We start from the raw sequence: 19,477 nt of genomic DNA, 5'->3' as shown, positions 1-19,477 counted from the left end.
CAACACTAGAAACTACCTACTAGAAACTAAAAACTAAACATGAGTAACTACCACATCAAGCACCTCGAAGAATACTGGCAAGTTTACCGCAAGTCCGTTCGGAATCCGGAAAGCTTTTGGGAAGAGATTGCCGAAGAGCATTTCCTGTGGCGGAAGCGGTGGGACAAAGTGTTGTCGTGGGATTTCAGCAAGCCGGAGATCAAGTGGTTTGAAGGGGCGCGACTGAACATCACGGAGAATTGCATCGACCGCCACGTAGCCACCCGGGGAGACAAGACCGCCATTCTGTTCGAACCCAACGATCCAACTGAGGCGGCGGAACACATCACTTACCGCGATCTCTACGAGCGGGTATGCCGTTTTGCCAACGTCCTGTCCGATCAGGGAGTTGGAAAGGGCGATCGGGTATGTATTTACCTTCCCATGATTCCGGAGCTCGCCGTATCCGTACTTGCCTGTGCAAGACTGGGAGCGGTGCATTCCGTTGTCTTCGCCGGCTTCAGTGCCACGGCATTGGCAACCCGCATCAACGATTGCGACTGTAAACTCGTCATTTGCTCCGATGGGTCTTACCGGGGGAAGAAGACCATTGACCTGAAGAAGATCGTCGACGAGGCGCTAGAAGAATGCCCCGGTGTCGAGACATCGCTGGTAGTCAAACGAACTGGTGGCCAGGTCACGATGAAGGAAGGTCGCGATAAGTGGGTTGCCCCATTGCTTGAAGCCGCTGACTCTCGTCGCGATGCAACCATTGTTGACGCCGAAGACCCGCTGTTCATCCTCTACACCTCCGGATCTACGGGTAAGCCGAAGGGGATGGTCCACACCACCGGTGGTTATATGGTCTATTCGGCCTATACCTTTAAAAATGTCTTCCAGTACCGCGAGGACGATGTGTACTGGTGTACCGCTGATATTGGCTGGATCACCGGGCACAGTTACATCGTCTACGGTCCCCTGGCCAACGGGGCGACGACGGTCATGTTTGAGGGAGTACCTTCCTACCCGGACTATGGCCGGTTTTGGGAGATCGTCGAAAAACATAAGGTTAATCAGTTTTACACGGCGCCTACCGCCATTCGTGCTTTAGCGAAAGAGAATCTCGAGTACGTTAACGGCCACGACCTCAGTAGTTTGAAGGTCCTGGGTACTGTCGGGGAACCCATCAACGAGGAAGCTTGGCACTGGTACAACGATAACGTCGGCAAAAAGAAAAGCCCCATCGTCGATACCTGGTGGCAAACCGAAACGGGGGGCATTATGATCAGTCCAATCCCTTACTCTACGCCTACGATCCCCACTTTTGCAACCCTGCCTTTACCTGGCATCCAACCGGTACTGATGGATGAGCAGGGGAAGGAGATCCAAGGCAATAGCGTGGAGGGACGTTTGGCCATCAAGTTTCCGTGGCCGTCCATCGCGCGGACGATCTACGGTAACCACGATCGCTACCGCGACACCTACTTCTCCGCGTACCCGGGAACCTACTTTACCGGTGACGGAGCACTCCGCGATGCCGTCGGCTACTACCGCATCACGGGCCGGGTGGATGACGTTATTATCGTTAGCGGCCACAACCTCGGTACGGCACCCATTGAAGACGCCATCAACGAGCACCCGGCGGTTGCGGAAAGCGCCATCGTCGGGTATCCGCACGACATCAAGGGCAACGCGCTTTACGGTTACATCACGCTGAAGGAAACCGGGGAAGGCCGTGACCACGGTAATCTTCGCAACGAGATCAATCAGCTCATCACCGACCGTATCGGCCCCATCGCTAAACTGCAAAAGATCCAGTTCACGCCCGGCCTTCCGAAGACACGGAGTGGGAAGATCATGCGGCGCATCCTCCGGAAGATCGCGGGGAAGGACACCTCAAATCTCGGCGACATCAGTACGCTGCTCAATCCCGAAGTCGTCCAACAGATCATGGATGAGGCGCTTACCGATTGATTAGCTGAGAGCTCTTGGAAATCAGCCCTCCAATTAAATTCAAGGTCACCTTAACCCATTTCTTGGCACCTGCGGCAGCGCAAAATCTGGATGCGGGCGCTGCCCCAGGTGCGAGGGAAGTGGGTGACGCACCAACGTGGTACGAATAGCTGGATGAACTAGCCCAGCTGCATGGGGACTTCCATCAACAGGATCCGACCAGCAGATTTGACCTGTAGATCGAAAGAGGCGGTATCCCAGAGGCCGTACCCATCGCGCGGCCCAAGGTCCTGCCCATCAATGGTGAACTCGCCGGATAGGATGAAGGCGTACACGCCATTAGTGGCTGGTGATTTCAGTTGGTGGGTGAACCGTTGACCGGAGGTTAAATCGCCCAGGTGGAACCAGGCATTCTGGTGAATCCACACCCCTTCAACGTCCTTAGTGGGCGACAAGATTTGACGCAGTTGGCCAGTAGTGCTACCGGGCTCCAGCGTAATCTGGTCGTAGCGTGGTTCAACCTGCCGCCGATTAGGGAAGAGCCAAATTTGGAGGAACTTCACGGGCGCAGCCGGGTCCGCATTGAACTCGCTGTGGCGAATCCCCGTGCCTGCGCTCATCACCTGGACGTCGCCTTGGCGGATGGTAGCCACGTTACCCATACTGTCTTTGTGCTGCAGATCACCCTCGAGTGGAATGGAAATGATCTCCATATTGTCGTGCGGGTGGGTGCCGAAGCCTCGGCCACCGGCAACTACATCGTCGTTCAAAACGCGCAAAACTCCAAAGTGCATCCGCTCCGGGTTGCGGTAGTTCGCGAAACTAAAGGTGTGGTGGCTATCGAGCCAGCCGTGGTTGGCGTGCCCCCGCGTTGCCGCCCGGTGCAGAACGTGTTTGCCGGACTTGACCTCTTCGTTGGGTAGGTGGTTGAAGCCGACGTCCTCCAGCAAGCGATCGTAGGTAGACTGTGGTTGGTCGGTTGCCTTGACCTTACCCGCAGCAATTACGCCGGCGGCGCCGAGGAGGGAATTGCGGAGGAATTTCTTGCGGTCCATAGGTAGGTGTACTTGTGTGTAGGTACAATGAAATAAGGATTTGAAAGGTTGAGTTGCTGTGGGCGATGTTGCCTATCTAATTAGAAATTTGGGTAAAGGCTATTTACTAGTAGTAGGGTAGGGGCTACGTACTCATTACTCGCCCAAAAACCCTGCCCCCGCCCGCTGCGCCAGCTGTACCAGTTTGTGGATTTATGCCTTTCACAGAGGTAAAGCGCACTCCAAATAACTGCAGGGCCATGGTGCGGGATCCACCTCCACTGACCATCAAGGCGCTGTGTTCGACTTCGCCTGGTCGCTGAATAAGGACTCCCGTAGCCCCTCCTCCACCACCGCCACGGGATCCACCCACGGTCGGGTCGGTATTGGTAAACTCGGATCCCCCTTTTTCGTGTAGGTAAATGGTTCAATAGTTCATGCGGTCACACTGCCTTGAAGGAATTCTGATTAAAGACTAGGGGTGATTCATTTCAGTCCGAGAGAGTAGTCCCACTCATTCCAGCGCTAGTTCTCCGCATTAAACTCAGCCAAAGACCGGTGTAATAATTTTAATTGTCAGTATGACAATTAAAAACTACCTTTGGCTCAATGAGTCCTTATTCTCAACAAGATCGGCTGCTGGTGGCGCTCGATTCGATCATTTTCGGCTTCGACGCCGGAGCCCTGAATCTGCTGTTGATCAAAAGAAATTTCGAGCCAGCGAGTGGGCGGTGGTCCCTGATGGGAGGCTTTCTGCGTGCCGGTGAATCACTGGATGCAGCGGCCAGCCGGGTGCTCGAAGAACTGACTGGTTTGCAGCAGGTGTACCTCGAGCAGTTCCACGTTTTCGGGTCAGTGGATCGCGACCCGGTGGAGCGGACGATCTCGGTCGGCTATTATTCCCTCGTGAACCAAACGGTAGTCAGCCGGCAACTTTCCGATCGCTACGCTGCGCACTGGGTGCCCTTGCGCGAGGTACCAAAATTGATCTTTGACCACAATGCGATGGTCACGACCGCTCTTGCCCGCCTTCGCTACCAGGCGACGCATCAACCCATTGGGTTCGAGTTGTTGCCGGAACGCTTTACGCTTTCCCAACTGCAAAAGCTGTACGAGGCCATTTTTGATCGCCCCATCGACGCGGGAAATTTTCGCCGCCGCATCAAGAAGATGGATTTCATCGAACGGCTCGAAGAGAAAGACTTCAGCGACTCCAAGCGGGGCGCCTGGTACTACCGCTTCCACCCCGAACGCTACGCTGAAGCCCTTAAAAATGGCGGCACCTTTCTGCTAACTCCCTAACCCCAATACCATGAACCACTACACTTTAGGGATCGACTTTGGATCCGACAGCGTCAGAGCTCTCATCGTCAGCACCGAAACGGGTGAGGAGATGAACGCCAGCGTCCATTACTACCCAAGATGGAAAAAGGGAGAATACTGCCAACCCGCTGATAGCCAGTGGCGTCAACACCCGCTAGACTACCGGGAAAGCCTCACCGAGGTCGTCCTAAAAGTCGTCAACGGTGTGAGCGAAGAGGTACGTAGGGGGATTGCGGGAATTGCCGCGGACACTACTGGCTCCACACCCGTAGCGGTAGACCGGACCGGTACGCCGTTAGCCCTGGTTCCCGAGTTCGCCGATAATCCCAACGCGATGTTCGTACTCTGGAAGGACCATACGGCCATAGTTGAAGCGGAGGAGATTAATACGCTCTGCCATAGCTGGGATACGGACTACACCAAATACGAAGGTGGGACCTACAGTTCCGAGTGGTTTTGGGCGAAAGTCCTGCACGTCATTCGTGCCGACGCCGAGGTCGCGAAGGCCGCCTTTTCCTGGGTGGAACACTGCGATTGGATTCCCTTCCTCCTGAGTGGTGGAACCGACGTTACCGAGATGAAACGCAGCCGTTGCGCCGCCGGTCACAAGGCACTCTGGCACCCCGAGTGGGGTGGGTTGCCGCCAGAAAAGTTCCTGACCACGCTTGACCCTCAACTAGCGGGTATTCGCGAACGGCTTTTTGAAGAGACGTATACCTCTGATACCGTTGCCGGTCACCTGAGTAGGGAGTGGGCCGATGCGCTTCACCTGCCCACCGGGATTCCTATCATGGTGGGGGCGTTTGACGCTCACATGGGTGCCGTCGGAGGCCAAATCGAACCCTTCCAATTGTCGAAGGTGATGGGTACGTCAACCTGCGATATGTTGGTCATTCCGGCCGACCACCCAGCCGCCTCCAAGACGGTAAAGGGTATTTGCGGTCAGGTCGACGGATCGGTTTTACCCGGCATGCTTGGTCTCGAGGCAGGGCAGTCTGCTTTTGGTGACGTATTTGCCTGGTTCGCACGGCTACTCAGTTGGCCGCTGGAGAACATCCTGAGCCAAGACGAAAACCTCAGCCCGGACCTACGCAAACGTATGATCGACGATGCTAAATCTCGCTTGCTCCCCCAGCTCACGGAGGCTGCAGAACGATTAGTTCCGGATGGTGATATCGTTGCCGTAGACTGGTTTAATGGTCGCCGTACGCCCGACGCGGACCAGCGTTTGCAGGGTGCAATCGCGGGGCTCAACCTGGGTTCGGACGCGCCGCGGATCTTCCAGGCACTCGTCGAAAGCATCTGTTTTGGAGCCCGGCGCATCGTTACTCGCTTCGTGGAGGAGGGCATCCCGGTAGAAGGAATCATTGGGCTGGGTGGGGTAGCCCAGAAGTCACCCTACGTGATGCAAACGATGGCGGATATTCTGAACCGCCCCATTCGCATCGTGGCATCCGAGCAAACCTGTGCCTTGGGGGCGGCCATGTTTGCCGCCGTTGGTGCTGGCCTTCACCCCGATGTTCCTGCTGCGGTTACGGCAATGTCCGGCGGTTTTTCCGCGGAGTATTCGCCCAATCCTGAGTTGGTTGCGGTGTACGACGAACGTTTCCGCCGTTACCTCATGCTCGGGGAGGCCGCCGAGGCATTGGCCCGTTAATCCCTATTGCTTTGCACCTGCGTCAGCGCCCAGCGCCGCAAATATCGTATAATATGTCTGATTACCAGCAACTTAAGGAGACTGCCCACGCGGCGAATATGCAACTACCGGACCTGGGTCTGGTGCTATTCACCTTTGGCAATGCGAGTGCGGCGGATCACGAGCGTGGTGTATTTGCCATCAAACCAAGTGGCGTTCCCTACACCGAGTTAAAGGTTGAGGATATGGTTGTACTCAGTTTTGATAACGAACTGATAGAGGGTGACTTACGGCCGAGCAGCGATACCAAAACCCATGCATTATTATACAAGAATTGGCCCGAGGTCGGTGGTATCGTGCACACTCATTCTACCTACGGTACCGCCTGGGCTCAGACTCAACTTCCCATACCGATCATGGGGACAACCCACGCTGACCACCTCACGGTCGACATACCCTGCGCACCGCCGATGGCGGATGAAATGATTGCCGGAGACTACGAGCACGAAACTGGTTGGCAGATCATCAATCACCTCGCCCAACTCAACCTGGACCCGATGGAAATCGGGATGATCCTGGTGGGTAACCACGCACCTTTCACTTGGGGTAAGACCGCCGAAAAGGCCGTATACAATAGTGCAGTGCTGGAAGAAGTCGCACGCATGGCCCACCTCACCCTACAAATTAACCCCGCTGCGCCCCGCTTGAAGGACAGCCTCGTGACCAAGCACTGGGAACGCAAGCACGGAAAAAATGCCTACTACGGGCAGTAAAATTATGATCGAAACGACCACCAAAAGCCTCTGGTTCCTGACCGGAAGCCAGCACCTCTACGGCCCGGCAACGCTACAACAAGTTGCGGAAAATAGCCAGACCGTAGCGGAGGCTTTGCACAACAACGAAGTCATCCCTACCAGGGTGCTCTGGAAGCCAGTGCTTACTGGCTCCGATGAAGTTTACCAAACCATTCGCGCGGCCGAAATGGACGACGAATGCGTCGGCATCATTTGCTGGATGCACACATTTTCGCCGGCCAAAATGTGGATCCGTGGCCTGAGTATCCTCACCAAACCGATGTGCCACTTGCACACGCAATTTTTCCAGCACATCCCCTACGCGAGCATCGACATGGATTACATGAACCTCCACCAGAGCGCGCACGGAGGGCGGGAATTCGGGCACCTGTGCACTAAAATGGGCCTGGATCGCAAGGTCATCGTAGGGCACTGGGCGCTGCCGCGGGTGCAAAATAAAGTAGGAAGTTGGACGCGCGTAGCGCTGGGACGTGACGCTGAACGCAGGATGAAAGTCGCCCGGTTTGGGGACAATATGCGCAAAGTGGCCGTCACGGACGGCGACAAGGTAGCCGCCCAGATGACCTTTGGCTACGAGGTGGACGGTTTCGGGATTGGAGACCTGGTGGAGCGAATTAACGCCATATCCCAGCAACGAGTAAATGCCCTTCTTGAGGAGTATGCAACCACCTACGTACTGGACGACAACGTTCAGCCAGGCGGTGACCGACGCTCTAACCTGGAAGTGAGCGCCCGCAACGAACTGGGAATGGAAGACTTCCTGAAGGAAGGTAACTACACCGCCTTCACGGATACCTTCGAAGACCTGCACGGGATGAAACAACTGCCGGGTCTGGCGGTCCAGCGGCTAATGGAAAAAGGTTACGGCTTTGGCGGTGAAGGCGACTGGAAGACGGCTGCCCTCGTCCGGACGATGAAAGTAATGGGCCACGGCCTGCCGGGCGGGAATAGCTTTATGGAAGATTACACCTATGACTTTACACCGGGACAGGAAGGTGTCTTGGGCTCGCACATGCTGGAGATCTGCCCCAGTATCGCCGCGGACAAACCCCGGATCGCCTGCCATCCCCTCGGGATCGGCGGTAAGGATGACCCTTGCCGCCTGATCTTCACGGGAGGGAGTGGCCCCGCGCTGAATGCATCGGTAGTGGATATGGGAGATCGCTTTCGGTTGATCGTAAATACGGTGACCGCCAAGGTACCTGCCGCGGATCTTCCCAATCTGCCCGTGGCCCGCGTGCTGTGGGAAACACATCCGGATATGGAAACCGGCGTCGCGGCCTGGATCTACGCCGGCGGTGCTCATCATACTGGCTACAGCCAGAATTTGACCGCCGAACAGATGAACGACTACGCCGCGATGACTGGCATCGAGTGTATCACGATTGATGAGAGGACTAATCTCCTGGATATTAAGAATCGGGTAAGGATGGGTTAGCCCCGCTGCCACGGGATTACCCAAATAACGGGTAGAATACGGTCAACGCAGAATATTACCCCGGTTTACGACGAAAATGCCACCGAATGTAATGAGCGGAGTGTAGAGATTTGAGGAAATTCTTCACGCTTTAAATAGTCGTTACATGCAAACCTTCTTACCAACTATCAAAAACCTGCCGCTACTGCTGCTGCTGCTCCTCATCGGCCTTGGGCCGGTGCAGGAGCTGGCGGCCCAGCGAACCACGGTTAGCATTAACCCCAATGTCGTCCTCTCCGAACTGGGTGCAAGAAACAGGATTGGTCTTAACATGAACACCTGGTCGGATAACGACCGTAACACCTCGATCAAGAACGAGACGATGTTCAACAACATGGGAACGAAATTCATCCGTTTCCCGGGAGGCGAAAAGGCAGATGCCTATAAGTGGACGGCCAACATCAACCGACCTAACCCCGCTACGGCCACCATGCTGCGAAGAGGCCCGAATGATTTCCCCGTAACCGATAGCAAAGTCTGGAGCAATGGCGACTGGGCGGAGACGAACTACAACTTCGACATGTTCATCGCGGACTGTAAGGCGGCAAAGGCGGAGGCCGTAGTGGTGGTTGCCCTGGATTATGTTTTCAAGGAAAAGGACGAAGCACGGCGTCAGACTTTGGTGAACGAAGCCATTGGTTTAGCCACCGCCTGGGTCAAATACGCTAAGGACAATAATATTGATGTTGCCTACTGGGAGTTAGGCAATGAATCCTGGTTAGCCAACTCCAAGCAGTGGGCCGGCAAAAGGCTGTTTGATGGGAACACCAAGGCCTCCGCGAGGGCGTACGCTCAGGTTGCTAAGGTGATGGCCGACGAGATGAAAAAAGTCGATTCAAAGATCAAAATTGGCATCAATGCGGACGGAAAGGAATGGTACGACGAGGTTCAGCGAGTCTTTGATTTGCAACCGAGGGAGAAATTCGACTTTGTAGCCATTCATACGTATCCCTACGCGGGAGTCGACCGGTACGCCACCTATCGGAATCGGGTAAGAGATGCACTTACCAATTCGGTAGCGGGAGTGATATCGGCCAACGCGAGAGCCTTCCCGGCTGGTGGCAATCGAGCGCGGCCGAAGATCATCGTTACGGAGTTTTCCGCCAGTGGTTTTGCGGGTTCCAATAAGTACGAGCGCAATACGATTGGGCAAGCACTCGCCAATTTTGAGATGACGGCACAGTTGATGGGCGATTCCAGGGTGGCGTTTAGCCAATTCTGGGGTTCCCGCTACGATGTGGCCAGCCTACCGAAATCCGGGGATAGTGCCTGGAACGCCGTCAACAACAATAATGTACTCACGGCACAGGGTCGAGCGGTTAGCCTGATTGCTAAAAATGCAAAGGGCCAAATGATCAAATGCACGGAAAATAGCAAATTGGTCAACGCCTATGCCTCCCTAAATACGCCGAATAAAATCACGCTTTTCCTGGTCAACCGAGGGGCAGGGGATGAGATCGTCGACCTGGATATCCTCAACGCCGGGCAGGGCTTCGAAGCCAGCTACAATAGTTACAATGGTGGGAATTTGAAGGAAGATGCGGTGTCCTTTAGAAAAAGCCCCAACAGTAGTAAACGAACCACAAAGCGCGTCATCAAAGGCCTCCGGCTGGACCCCGTTTCCATCACGGTAGTGACCATCACTAAAACCGCGAGGAATTCCTCCAAAAATCTGGACGGGGGTTCCAGCGTCGCGCCAAATTCGGCAGTCTTCCCGAACCCATCCAGTGGGCAGTTTAATGTATCCTCCTCCCTACGGGGGCTTCCCTTCCGAGTTCAGGATGGTTCGGGTAAGCTCATTCAGCGGGGGAAGCTTACGAATACTATCATCGACGCAAGCACTTGGAAAGCGGGCGTGTACTTTCTGACGGTGGATACTTCTGAAGGGGCAGTGACCCACCGATTGGTTAAGCGATGAGCTTTGGCTCCGTTTCTCAGAACGAAGGCTAACGACTTTCACAACTTAGTGAATGTCTTTTTGCAAGAGGTGTCCGGGAATACTCCCGGCACCTCTTCTGCTTTGGCGACAAATGCAGTAAAACCAAGGGGTTTGCTCACTATTTACCCGCTTTACGACGAGAATTTACCCAACCCCGACTGATTAATCGACGGAAATTTACCCCTGTAATTGGGTAAGTGTTCGTCGCAGGACGGAACGATCCAAGTTTTAAATTTTTGATCATGTCAATGTTACACCGACTATTCTTCCTCGCCCTGGTATTGGGTCCGTTACTGACTGTTTCTGCTCAGGAACGAGTGACCATCTTCCCCGGCAGCCGGATCAATGACGTCAGCGACCAGCCCTTTGGCGTTAACCTTAATACCTTGAATGACGCACAGGAGAATCGGGCCGACGGCGCTCGATTGCTAGCCGAAGGTTTATCTGAAGGGGGGATGAAATTCTTGCGCTTCCCCGGTGGTGAGAAGTCGGATGTATATACCTGGGCCGCACCTCCGTACAACGACCCCAAGACCGCCGGTCTATCGCGGATCAGTCCGCTGGATTTCCCCGCGCAAAGCCCGAGTTTATGGAACTACGCCGATAGCACCTGGGCGCAGGATAACTACGATTTTGATGAATTCATGGCGGATTGCCAGATGCTCGGCGCAGAACCGGTGATCGTAGTTGCCTTTGACGGTATGTACAAGCCTGCTTTCCCCAGTGGCACTTCCCTGACTTACGATCAGGCCTTGACCATGGCGGTAGAATGGGTCCGCTACGCTAACATCACTAAAGGCTATGGGATCAAGTACTGGTCGTTGGGCAACGAAACTTTTAACGAAACTTCCTACGGTGGGTCCGACCCCGGTTATACCCAGTACGGAATTGATGCTGCTGCGTTTGCTCAGGAAATGAAGGCGGTAGACCCGTCCATCAAGATCGGGATCAACGGAGAAAATTTTAGTGACTTCGACCTGGCGCTGAAAGAATGCGCGCCTTACGTAGACTGGCTGGACGTCCATACCTATCCATCCTTTGGTTTTACGACCTACGACGATTACCGGAATACTGAGCTGGACGCTACTGCGGTGGTGGACCTCGCGCAGGCAGCCATCGAAAACGTGGCCGATGCCGATGACCGCGAACGACTGTTCATTGCGATGACGGAGATTTCAGCATACGGCTACAGCAAGGAATTGACCGGAGTCACTGAACCCTGGGACCAGGGAAACAACCTCGGGCAAGCATTAGCCAACTTCGACCTAATGGCCCAACTGGCCAACGATGACCGCCTCGAATTTTCTCAATTCTGGTCGTCCAGGTGGATCAATAATGACCTGCCGACCTCCCAACCTACCGATCTGCTCTCCAAGAAGAATGAGTTGACGGCGGGAGGCCTTGCGCTGTCCATCCTGAATACCGAAACGCTGGACTTTATGGTCCGGGCCCAGAGTACAACAACCGTCCGTGCCTTTGCCAGCGTGGAAGCTGGATCCGACCAATTGCGGGTATTCCTACTGAATAAGTCTACGGAGAGTTCTGATGTTGATCTTCAACTGGAGGGGTACCAACCGACCGGCAGTGCGCAACGGCAGGAGTTCACTGGAATTGACGTTACGGATGTCTGCCCCACTTATGACCTGGTAGATGACCTCATCCTGAATGGCCCCGAGAATACCGTGACCCTAGCGCCCAATTCCATTACGGTGCTGACGTTTGCCGGGAGCATCGACGTGTGTGGTACCAACCTTGTCGTCAACCCCGGATTTGAGGATAGCCCATCAACCATCGCGCCCTGGGAGCTGGCCCTCACCGGCGCTGGAAATGGGGGAGTGACGGGTGACCAAAAGAGCAGCGGCCTCTACTCTTGCTACGTGAATGGCAACGATGCCTATTTGTACCAAACGGTGACGGGGCTCACGCCGTCGACGGATTACGTGCTGTCCTACAGCGTGTATAATTTTAAAAACGGTGGATCCAACGTTTTCGTGGGAGCCAAGAATTTTGGTGGGGCGGAGGTTTCGCGGGAGATCGACGACACTGGTTTCGTTTTCGTGCCGGGTTCGCTATCCTTCACTACAGGTCCGGACGCCACCACGGTAGAAATCTACCTGTACAACTTTGATGATCTCACTTTTGCCTGGCTGGACGACGTCAGTTTGAACTGTGTTCAGGCTAGTCTTCCTACGGAACTACTTGAGTTTGGTGGGCGTCGAGACGGCAAAACCAATTTGCTCGCCTGGAAGGCCATCGAAGACGCCAATCTTCCGGCTTACGTAATTGAAACGAGTGCCGACGCGCAGGAATGGTCGGACCTGGCGCAAATCGCTGCTGCCGGGATCACTGGGGAATTACGTGCTTACAAGTACGCAGATGCGACCAGCGAGAGTAGATACTACCGGCTCCGGATGACGGAGTACGATGGCGCGACCACTTACTCATCTCCAGTCCACCTCGCGGGCGTAGCGGAGGAGGGTAGTGGTGTCTATCCTAATCCTGCCGCTGACTTCATTACCCTACCTGGTTTACAGCTGGGGACGGCCTACCGCATCGTCGATGCTCGTGGTCAGCTCGTCCTATCCGGTACCGTGACCGATGCACCGATCTCTTTACGGAGGCTGGTACCCGGCATCCATTTCTTAAAAGTTACCGGTGGCAGTACTCAGAAATTTCTGATTCGCTGAGCCACAAATTTCCAGGCCCGACTTGAGGGCCATCACTTACCATAAATCGATCAACTATGTTACCGACTATCTCCAGCCTTTTCTACACGATCCCCGCGTCGCTCCTCCTTTCTCTGACGCCACAACTGACGGACAATTCCGCACCAGCTAGTGCACCGGTCACAGCTATCACACTAAATAGTGCTGCTAACCTGGTACTGAATCCTGGTTTTGAGGACGACGTTGAGTCCATCCTACCGTGGGAACTTGCGGTTACCGGAAGCGGTAACGGAGGCCTGACGGACGAGCAAAAAGCCACGGGGCTCCAGTCAGCCTACACCAACGGGAATGATGCCTACCTATTTCAGATCGTGAATGGTCTGACTCCGGATACGGAGTACGTGCTTGACTTCAGCGTGTACAACTTCAAGAATGGGGGAGGCAATATTTTCGTCGGTGCCAAGAACTTTGGCGGCGAGGAGGTATCGCTGGAAGTGGACGACACCGGTTTCATCTTTGTTCCCGGACAGGTCACCTTCACGACTGGAGCGGAGGCTACCACGGCGGAGATCTACCTGTATAATTCGAATGATGCCACTTTCGGTTGGATCGATGACGTCAGCCTGATGGCCGTAGGTGCTACGAGTACCAATTGGTTGACGGAGGATGATGGTCAGGCGCTTCTCTTTCCGAACCCAGCCACCGAGTACATCACGCTGCCGAACGCGCCACGGGGTACTGAATACCGCATTTTCGATCAGTCCGGCCGCGTCGTGCAGCAGGGCCCCGTGACGGATGATCAAATTATCGTGGAGCGCCTTACTGCCGGTGTTTATTACTTGGCGGCGGAGAACCGCACTGCGCGTCGGTTCATCAAAAAGTAGGGTAGGGCTATTTGCTAGCCCCTTTCCCTGGTACCCGCGTCAGCGCCCAGATGGTCATGCTTGACTAACTGATTACTGACGATAGGGCTGCCCACTGAATCAATTTTCATTTTCCATTGGCGACCTGCTTTACAGCCGTCGACCAGCCTGGCTAGTGCCCGGAATCATCCAACATCTGCTATGCTTAACCAAGCACTTTCTTGCTTTTTGCTTCTTTGTTTATTCTTCTCTTCACCCCTCACGGGGCAGGAGGACCAGTTGTTTGATCACGACTGGCGCTTCCATCGCGGAGGCGCTTACGGAGCCGAGGCGGTTGCCCTAAACGATTCGATGTGGGAAGTCGTGAACCTGCCCCACGACTGGAGCCAGGACAATATCCCGAATACTGACTCTCCCTATTCTCCGGACGCGGAAAGCCAAGTGAACGGTGGCTTTACTGCCGGGGGTACGGGTTGGTACCGCAAGCATTTTACCCTGTCCGAAGCGGAACAAGGGAGAAACGTAGCCGTTCGTTTTGACGGTGTTTACCGTAATGCGCAAGTGTATTTGAACGGCGTGAAGCTGGGCAAGAATGCGTACGGATATACTTCTTTTAGGGTTGACCTCACCCCGTACCTTAAGCAAGATGGCGAAAATGTATTCGCCGTAAAATGCTCGAATCTGGGGGAGAATAGCCGCTGGTATTCCGGCTCCGGCATTTACCGCCACGTGTGGCTGGAAGTGAATGAAGCGAACTACCTGAAGCCCTGGGGAACGGTGGTGACGACCAGCGATGAGACATCGGGAGTAGCTACCGTCTCCGTGAAAACGGAGGCCGTGGTCACTACGTCGGAAGAAGTTAAAATAGTAAGCCGACTACTGGATCCGAATGGACAGGAAGTGGCACGTGGAGAAGACATCGTTGCCATATCTAACCCGGTGGCTGCCTTCACCCTGAAGGTTTCCGACCCCGAACTATGGTCGACGACAAGCCCGGCGCTTTATACGCTGGAAACGACGCTTACGTCTACTGGTAAGACCTGGGATAGAACGAATATTTCATTTGGCATTCGCAGCATTGAATTCTCAGCGGACGAAGGATTTTTGTTGAATGGCGAACCGACCTTACTAAAAGGAGGGTGCATCCACCACGACAACGGCCCACTGGGTGCCCGCGCACTGGACCGGGCCGAAGAGCGGAAGGTAGAGTTGATGAAGGCTTCCGGATTCAACGCGCTACGCATTTCCCATAACCCGCCGAGCCCGCACCTGCTGGACGTTTGTGACCGACTTGGCATCCTCGTGATCGATGAGGCTTTTGACATTTGGCAAGAGCCGAAAAACCCGCAGGACTACAGCCTGTACTTTGATGAATGGTGGGCACACGATCTGCGGTCGATGTTGCTCCGGGACCGGAACCACCCCAGCATCATCATGTGGAGTATTGGCAACGAAATCCCGGAGCGCGGTTCGCCTAAGGGCGTAAAGACGGCCGCCATGCTGGGGGATTTCATTCGAGCCATTGATGACTCCCGCCCGGTTACCTCCGCCGTCAATGGTCTGGGGAACGATAAGGACCCCTACTTTGCGACGCTGGACATCGCCGGATACAATTACGAAACGGGTGGCGACCACGGACGCAAGACCGTATTTGCTGATGACCACGCCCGCCTCCCCGAGCGAATCATGTACCAGTCGGAGAGCTACCCACGGGAAGCCTTCGGGGCCTGGCAATCGGTGCTGGACCACCCGTACGTGATTGGCGATTTCGTCTGGACGGCCTGGGACTACCTGGGAGAAGCGAGCATCGGTTGGTTGGGCTACACCCAAAAGGGATCTTTCTTTCCCTGGAATCTGGCTTACAACGGTGATTTCGATATCTGTGGCTGGAAGCGGCCGCAATCTTACTACCGCGATGCCGTCTGGATGGAAGACCAACTTTCGCTGTTCGTCCACGCCCCCACGCCTTCCTTCCCAGAAAAGAATGCGGATTTACAGAGTTGGTCAAAATGGGACTGGGACGACGTAGTTCCGCACTGGAACTGGTCCGGTTATGAAGGTGAGTTGCTGGACGTGGAAGTCTATTCTTCCTGCGAAGAGGTGGCCCTTTACCTGAACGACAAACTGCTGGAAAGACGACCAACTTCAGCACAAAATGAATTCCGTACTCGCTTTCGGGTGCCCTACGCTCCTGGCCAACTGCGGGCGGTAGGCTACCGTGACGGGAAAGTAGTCGAAGAGAAACGCCTGGTCACCGCATCGGCGGCAAAGCACTTAACCGCCACACCGGATCGGACGCAACTGCGCGCGGATGGCGGGGACCTCAGCTACATAACGGTGGTGGTGAACGACGAGCAGGGGACACGCTGCTTTGATTCCGAGGCCGACGTTACCTTTTCCATTTCCGGGCCGGGTGAGATCATTGCGGTGGGCAACTCGAATCCGCGGAGTACCGAGAGCTCTTTGGTCTGCAATCGGAAAGCCTGGCGCGGCCGCTGCATGGTCGTAGTACAAAGTACCGGAGCGGCGGGAACAATTTCCGTCACGGCCAGCGCGCCGGGGCTGAAGGCCGTCACCACCCAATTAACATCGACAACACCTTAATCGGTTTTCCGCTGGCTGATCCTGAGGGAAGACCCTCGTAGCGCGGCGACCACACTTCTTATCTATTAAAGCTTAATCATGCAATCAATTTTATCGAAGATCAGCTTGTTGGTTGTTCTCCTCCTGACGGTGGGGCAACTTTCAGCGCAGTCCACTTTACGGACGGGGTCCATCCAGGACCAGGAAGGTACACCACTCATTGGGGCGAGTATTCTTCTGGAGGGAACGAGCACCGGGGCTATTACGGACCTGGACGGCAACTTCAGTATTACCGCCAGTCCGGACGATGTGCTCTTAATATCCTATACGGGATACGCCACTCAGCGCATAACAGTGGGCAGTTCTACCAATCTTCCAATCGTGCTGGAAACAGACAGCGAAATGCTCGAGGAGATTGTAGTGATTGGCTACGGCGTACAGCAGAAGCGGGACGTAACCGGTGCGGTATCCGCCATCAAATCGGATGACCTGGATAAAACGAATGCGGTAACCATCGACAATATGTTGCAGGGTAAGGCGGCTGGGCTGAACATCACCGCACCGACCGCCCAACCGGGTGGTGCGCTGAGCATCAATATCCGCGGGGCGATCTCTCCAAATGGAGACAATAGCCCACTGTACGTAATTGATGGACTGCCAATTTCCAATAACTCGTCCACGGAATTCAACTCTACCACGGGTAATTTCAGAGGTGGCTTCGCCCGGAGCCCATTGGCGAACATCAACCCGAACGATATTGAGTCCATCGACGTACTGAAGGACGCCAGTGCTACCGCCATTTATGGCTCGGCAGCAGCCAACGGCGTCATCCTTATCACGACCAAGAAGGGTAGCGAGGGGCGTACTTCGATCAACTACAGTGGTACCTACTCCTTGCAGACTCCGAAGGACTTCATTCAGCCGCTTAACGCGCAGCAGTTCCGGGAGAACGCCAACTTATTCGCCGAGGAGCAGTACCGCTTCAATAACGGAATCGCGCCCTACGGCACGGGAACGGACATTAGTGGATTCACGCCCTTCTTTACTGAAGAGCAACTGGCGAACGTACCCGAGAGTACGGACTACCTGGGGCTCCTGCTCCGCAACGGTACTATTTCCGACCACAATATTTCCGTAACGGCCGGCACGAGCAAGACGAAGCTCTTTACTTCGTTCAACTTTTATGATCAGGCCGCCCTGCTGAAAGGCTCTAATTTTTCCCGGCTTAGTGGGCGAATCAACCTTGACCAGTCCTTCGGTGAGCGGGTGACCTTTAGCCTGGGCGCTACCTACAACGTGGTGAAGGCGGATAACGTCGCTACCGGGCAGGTAGGTGATATTGATAGCCCATCGTTGCTGCAATCAGCCCTACAATTTGCTCCTGATGTACCAGCGCGTACCGAGACGGGTGGCTTTTCGAGCGGCTATTACACACGGACGCCCAACCCTTTGAGCTTCCTGGAGATCACCAACCAAAATAATAGTACCCGACTGCTACTTACGCCGAAGTTGAAGGTAGAGGTTACCGATTGGCTCGACTTCAACCTGACCGGTGGTATTGATAATACGGCTACGGAACGGCGTTTCTTTGTTCCCGTAAGCGCAGGCTTCCCGACAGTTCCCCAGGGTAATGGACAACTCGGTAATACCAAGTTGAATAACTACAGCACGGAGGGTTATCTCAGTTTCCGGAAACAGTTTACCGACAGCCGGATATCAGCTATTGTCGGGGCGGGCTTTTACCGGAATACTTTCACGGACTTCTTCCTGAATGCCGTCGGCTTCAGCACGGATGCTTTTGGCTTGGATAATGTCGGCATCGCCTTCAACCGGGAGCAGAGTAGCGTTGGCTCAAATCGGACGGCTCGGAATAAGCTTTCCCAGTTTAACCGCATTAACTACACGCTCAAGGAGAAATACATTTTCCAGTTTACGGGACGGGTGGATGCGACCAGCAACTTTCCGGAAGAAAATGCCTACGGGTTCTTTCCCGGTGTTTCCGCCGGCTGGTTGATCAACGAGGAATCCTTCATGGACAATCTCAAGTGGCTCAACCGACTCAAACTACGGGCGGGTTATGGCACTTCGGGTAACGAGAGTATTACGGCGAATAATAACTACGCTTCTTCGCTTTACTCCCTTACCGGAGCATACCGCTACCTCATTGGTGGGCAGCTCTTCAATACGGGTTTCGTCCAATCGCAAATTGGGAACCCGGAATTGAAGTGGGAAACCAACGTGACGATCAACCTCGGCCTGGATTTCAGCCTCTTCAAAGGCCAGCGGATTACCGGCTCCCTGGATTATTTCCGCCGGACGGCTAACGACTTGCTTGACTTTCGGGTATTGCCTTCGTCCAATGCCATTACCCTTCAGGCGTTTAACGTTGGTTCCACCCGAAGTACTGGCGTTGAAATGACGCTCCGTACCCAGAACGTGGTGAGTGAAAAATTCAATTGGTCCACCTTGCTTACGCTAGGCACGGCCCGGAGTACGTGGGTAACCCGGAACCCAGCGGTTGAATTGGAACCCTACGTAAAAGTGGATGACCCCATCCGCGCTCAGTACGGCTGGCGGACTAATGGCTTAATCCGTGTCGGTGACGAAATTCCCGACCACCAGCCCAATGCAGTCCCCGGCAACATTCGCTACGTCGACTTAAATGATGATGGCGTCCTTGACATCAACGACGTGGACTACATCGGCAACTACGACCCCAAGGGCACCTTTGGCCTGTCGAATAACCTGAGTTATGGCAATTTCGATGTTTCAATAAATATCTACGGCGCCTACGGCCAATTGACGGGTGATGCTTTCCAGAGTTTCGTCGAACCCTTTACGCTTACCCGTGCGGGCGCTCCAACTAATGTGGAAGTGAATACGCTGAACATCTTCACTTCCTTCAATCCGGAGGGTATCTATCCGGGCTTTGCGGTTGACGTCGCTGCAGCTAATAACCCTTCCGGAGCGAATGATTACCGGTTCGTGGAGAACAGCTATTTCGCCCGCTTAAAGGATATCAATATTGGATACCAGATCCCCACGCAGGGTATCAAGGCAATTCAATCTGCACGGGTATTCCTCAACTTCAACAACCTCGGTTTCCTGACTAACATCGAAGGGTACGACCCCGAGATGGAACGTAATAATAATCCTTACCCGACGGCGCTGACAACTGCGTTTGGTGTCAATCTCAGCTTCTAAATCCA

At 54.5% G+C, this 19,477-nt stretch carries 11 protein-coding genes; 10 read left to right on the top strand and 1 reads right to left on the bottom strand.

Annotated elements, in window-relative coordinates; genetic code table 11:
* Window positions 1-39: 39 nt before the first annotated feature.
* On the top strand, window positions 40-1,953 hold the full coding sequence (acs, locus tag A3850_RS14680) for an acetate--CoA ligase (RefSeq protein ID WP_068218032.1): 1,914 nt from the start codon (window positions 40-42) through the stop codon (window positions 1,951-1,953).
* A 158-nt stretch (window positions 1,954-2,111) separates the two neighbouring features.
* Here acs and A3850_RS14675 read toward each other — a convergent pair whose 3' ends face one another.
* On the bottom strand, window positions 2,112-2,987 hold the full coding sequence (locus tag A3850_RS14675; RefSeq protein WP_068218029.1) for a pirin family protein: 876 nt from the start codon (window positions 2,985-2,987) through the stop codon (window positions 2,112-2,114).
* A gap of 588 nt (window positions 2,988-3,575) precedes the next feature.
* Between A3850_RS14675 and A3850_RS14670 the strand changes: the two genes are divergently transcribed.
* The 9 genes from A3850_RS14670 to A3850_RS14630 all read left to right on the top strand — a co-directional run bounded on the left by A3850_RS14670 (window position 3,576) and on the right by A3850_RS14630 (window position 19,472).
* Window positions 3,576-4,268 carry an NUDIX domain-containing protein gene (locus tag A3850_RS14670; RefSeq protein ID WP_068218026.1) on the top strand — a complete coding sequence of 231 codons (693 nt, stop codon included), beginning with the start codon at window positions 3,576-3,578 and terminating at the stop codon, window positions 4,266-4,268.
* A 10-nt stretch (window positions 4,269-4,278) separates the two neighbouring features.
* Window positions 4,279-5,946 carry a ribulokinase gene (locus A3850_RS14665; protein WP_068218024.1) on the top strand — a complete coding sequence of 556 codons (1,668 nt, stop codon included), beginning with the start codon at window positions 4,279-4,281 and terminating at the stop codon, window positions 5,944-5,946.
* A 53-nt stretch (window positions 5,947-5,999) separates the two neighbouring features.
* A complete protein-coding gene (locus tag A3850_RS14660; protein WP_068218021.1) occupies window positions 6,000-6,698 on the top strand; it encodes an L-ribulose-5-phosphate 4-epimerase in 699 nt (232 codons plus the stop codon).
* 4 nt (window positions 6,699-6,702) lie between these two features.
* The gene (gene araA, locus A3850_RS14655; RefSeq protein ID WP_068218018.1) at window positions 6,703-8,178 is read left to right on the top strand and encodes an L-arabinose isomerase; all 1,476 of its coding nucleotides are present in this window, start codon (window positions 6,703-6,705) and stop codon (window positions 8,176-8,178) included.
* Between the two features lie 145 nt (window positions 8,179-8,323).
* The gene (locus tag A3850_RS14650; RefSeq protein WP_068218016.1) at window positions 8,324-10,135 is read left to right on the top strand and encodes a T9SS type A sorting domain-containing protein; all 1,812 of its coding nucleotides are present in this window, start codon (window positions 8,324-8,326) and stop codon (window positions 10,133-10,135) included.
* Window positions 10,136-10,404: 269 nt separating this feature from the next.
* Entirely contained in the window at window positions 10,405-12,843 is a 2,439-nt protein-coding gene (locus A3850_RS14645; RefSeq protein WP_068218013.1) for a T9SS type A sorting domain-containing protein, read from the top strand.
* A 56-nt stretch (window positions 12,844-12,899) separates the two neighbouring features.
* Window positions 12,900-13,706, top strand: coding sequence for a T9SS type A sorting domain-containing protein (locus tag A3850_RS14640; RefSeq protein WP_068218010.1), 807 nt, complete (start codon window positions 12,900-12,902; stop codon window positions 13,704-13,706).
* Window positions 13,707-13,886: 180 nt separating this feature from the next.
* Entirely contained in the window at window positions 13,887-16,289 is a 2,403-nt protein-coding gene (locus A3850_RS14635) for a glycoside hydrolase family 2 TIM barrel-domain containing protein (protein WP_068218007.1), read from the top strand.
* 78 nt (window positions 16,290-16,367) lie between these two features.
* Entirely contained in the window at window positions 16,368-19,472 is a 3,105-nt protein-coding gene (locus A3850_RS14630; protein ID WP_068218004.1) for a TonB-dependent receptor, read from the top strand.
* The last annotated feature ends 5 nt before the right edge of the window (window positions 19,473-19,477 follow it).

The organism is Lewinella sp. 4G2 (assembly GCF_001625015.1).
Classification (GTDB): domain Bacteria; phylum Bacteroidota; class Bacteroidia; order Chitinophagales; family Saprospiraceae; genus Neolewinella.
The sequence above is the reverse complement of the archived record's forward strand: the minus strand, read 5'-3'. Positions and strand labels throughout refer to the sequence as shown.

Excerpts from the sequence above, each read along its gene's own strand:
- A3850_RS14645 (WP_068218013.1), top strand. The coding sequence starts at position 10,405 with ATGTTACACCGACTATTCTTCCTCGCCCTGGTATTGGGTCCGTTACTG.
- araA (WP_068218018.1), top strand. The coding sequence starts at position 6,703 with ATGATCGAAACGACCACCAAAAGCCTCTGGTTCCTGACCGGAAGCCAG.
- A3850_RS14650 (WP_068218016.1), top strand. The coding sequence starts at position 8,324 with ATGCAAACCTTCTTACCAACTATCAAAAACCTGCCGCTACTGCTGCTG.
- acs (WP_068218032.1), top strand. The coding sequence starts at position 40 with ATGAGTAACTACCACATCAAGCACCTCGAAGAATACTGGCAAGTTTAC.
- A3850_RS14665 (WP_068218024.1), top strand. The coding sequence starts at position 4,279 with ATGAACCACTACACTTTAGGGATCGACTTTGGATCCGACAGCGTCAGA.
- A3850_RS14630 (WP_068218004.1), top strand. The coding sequence starts at position 16,368 with ATGCAATCAATTTTATCGAAGATCAGCTTGTTGGTTGTTCTCCTCCTG.
- A3850_RS14640 (WP_068218010.1), top strand. The coding sequence starts at position 12,900 with ATGTTACCGACTATCTCCAGCCTTTTCTACACGATCCCCGCGTCGCTC.
- A3850_RS14635 (WP_068218007.1), top strand. The coding sequence starts at position 13,887 with ATGCTTAACCAAGCACTTTCTTGCTTTTTGCTTCTTTGTTTATTCTTC.
- A3850_RS14670 (WP_068218026.1), top strand. The coding sequence starts at position 3,576 with ATGAGTCCTTATTCTCAACAAGATCGGCTGCTGGTGGCGCTCGATTCG.
- A3850_RS14660 (WP_068218021.1), top strand. The coding sequence starts at position 6,000 with ATGTCTGATTACCAGCAACTTAAGGAGACTGCCCACGCGGCGAATATG.
- A3850_RS14675 (WP_068218029.1), bottom strand. The coding sequence starts at position 2,987 with ATGGACCGCAAGAAATTCCTCCGCAATTCCCTCCTCGGCGCCGCCGGC.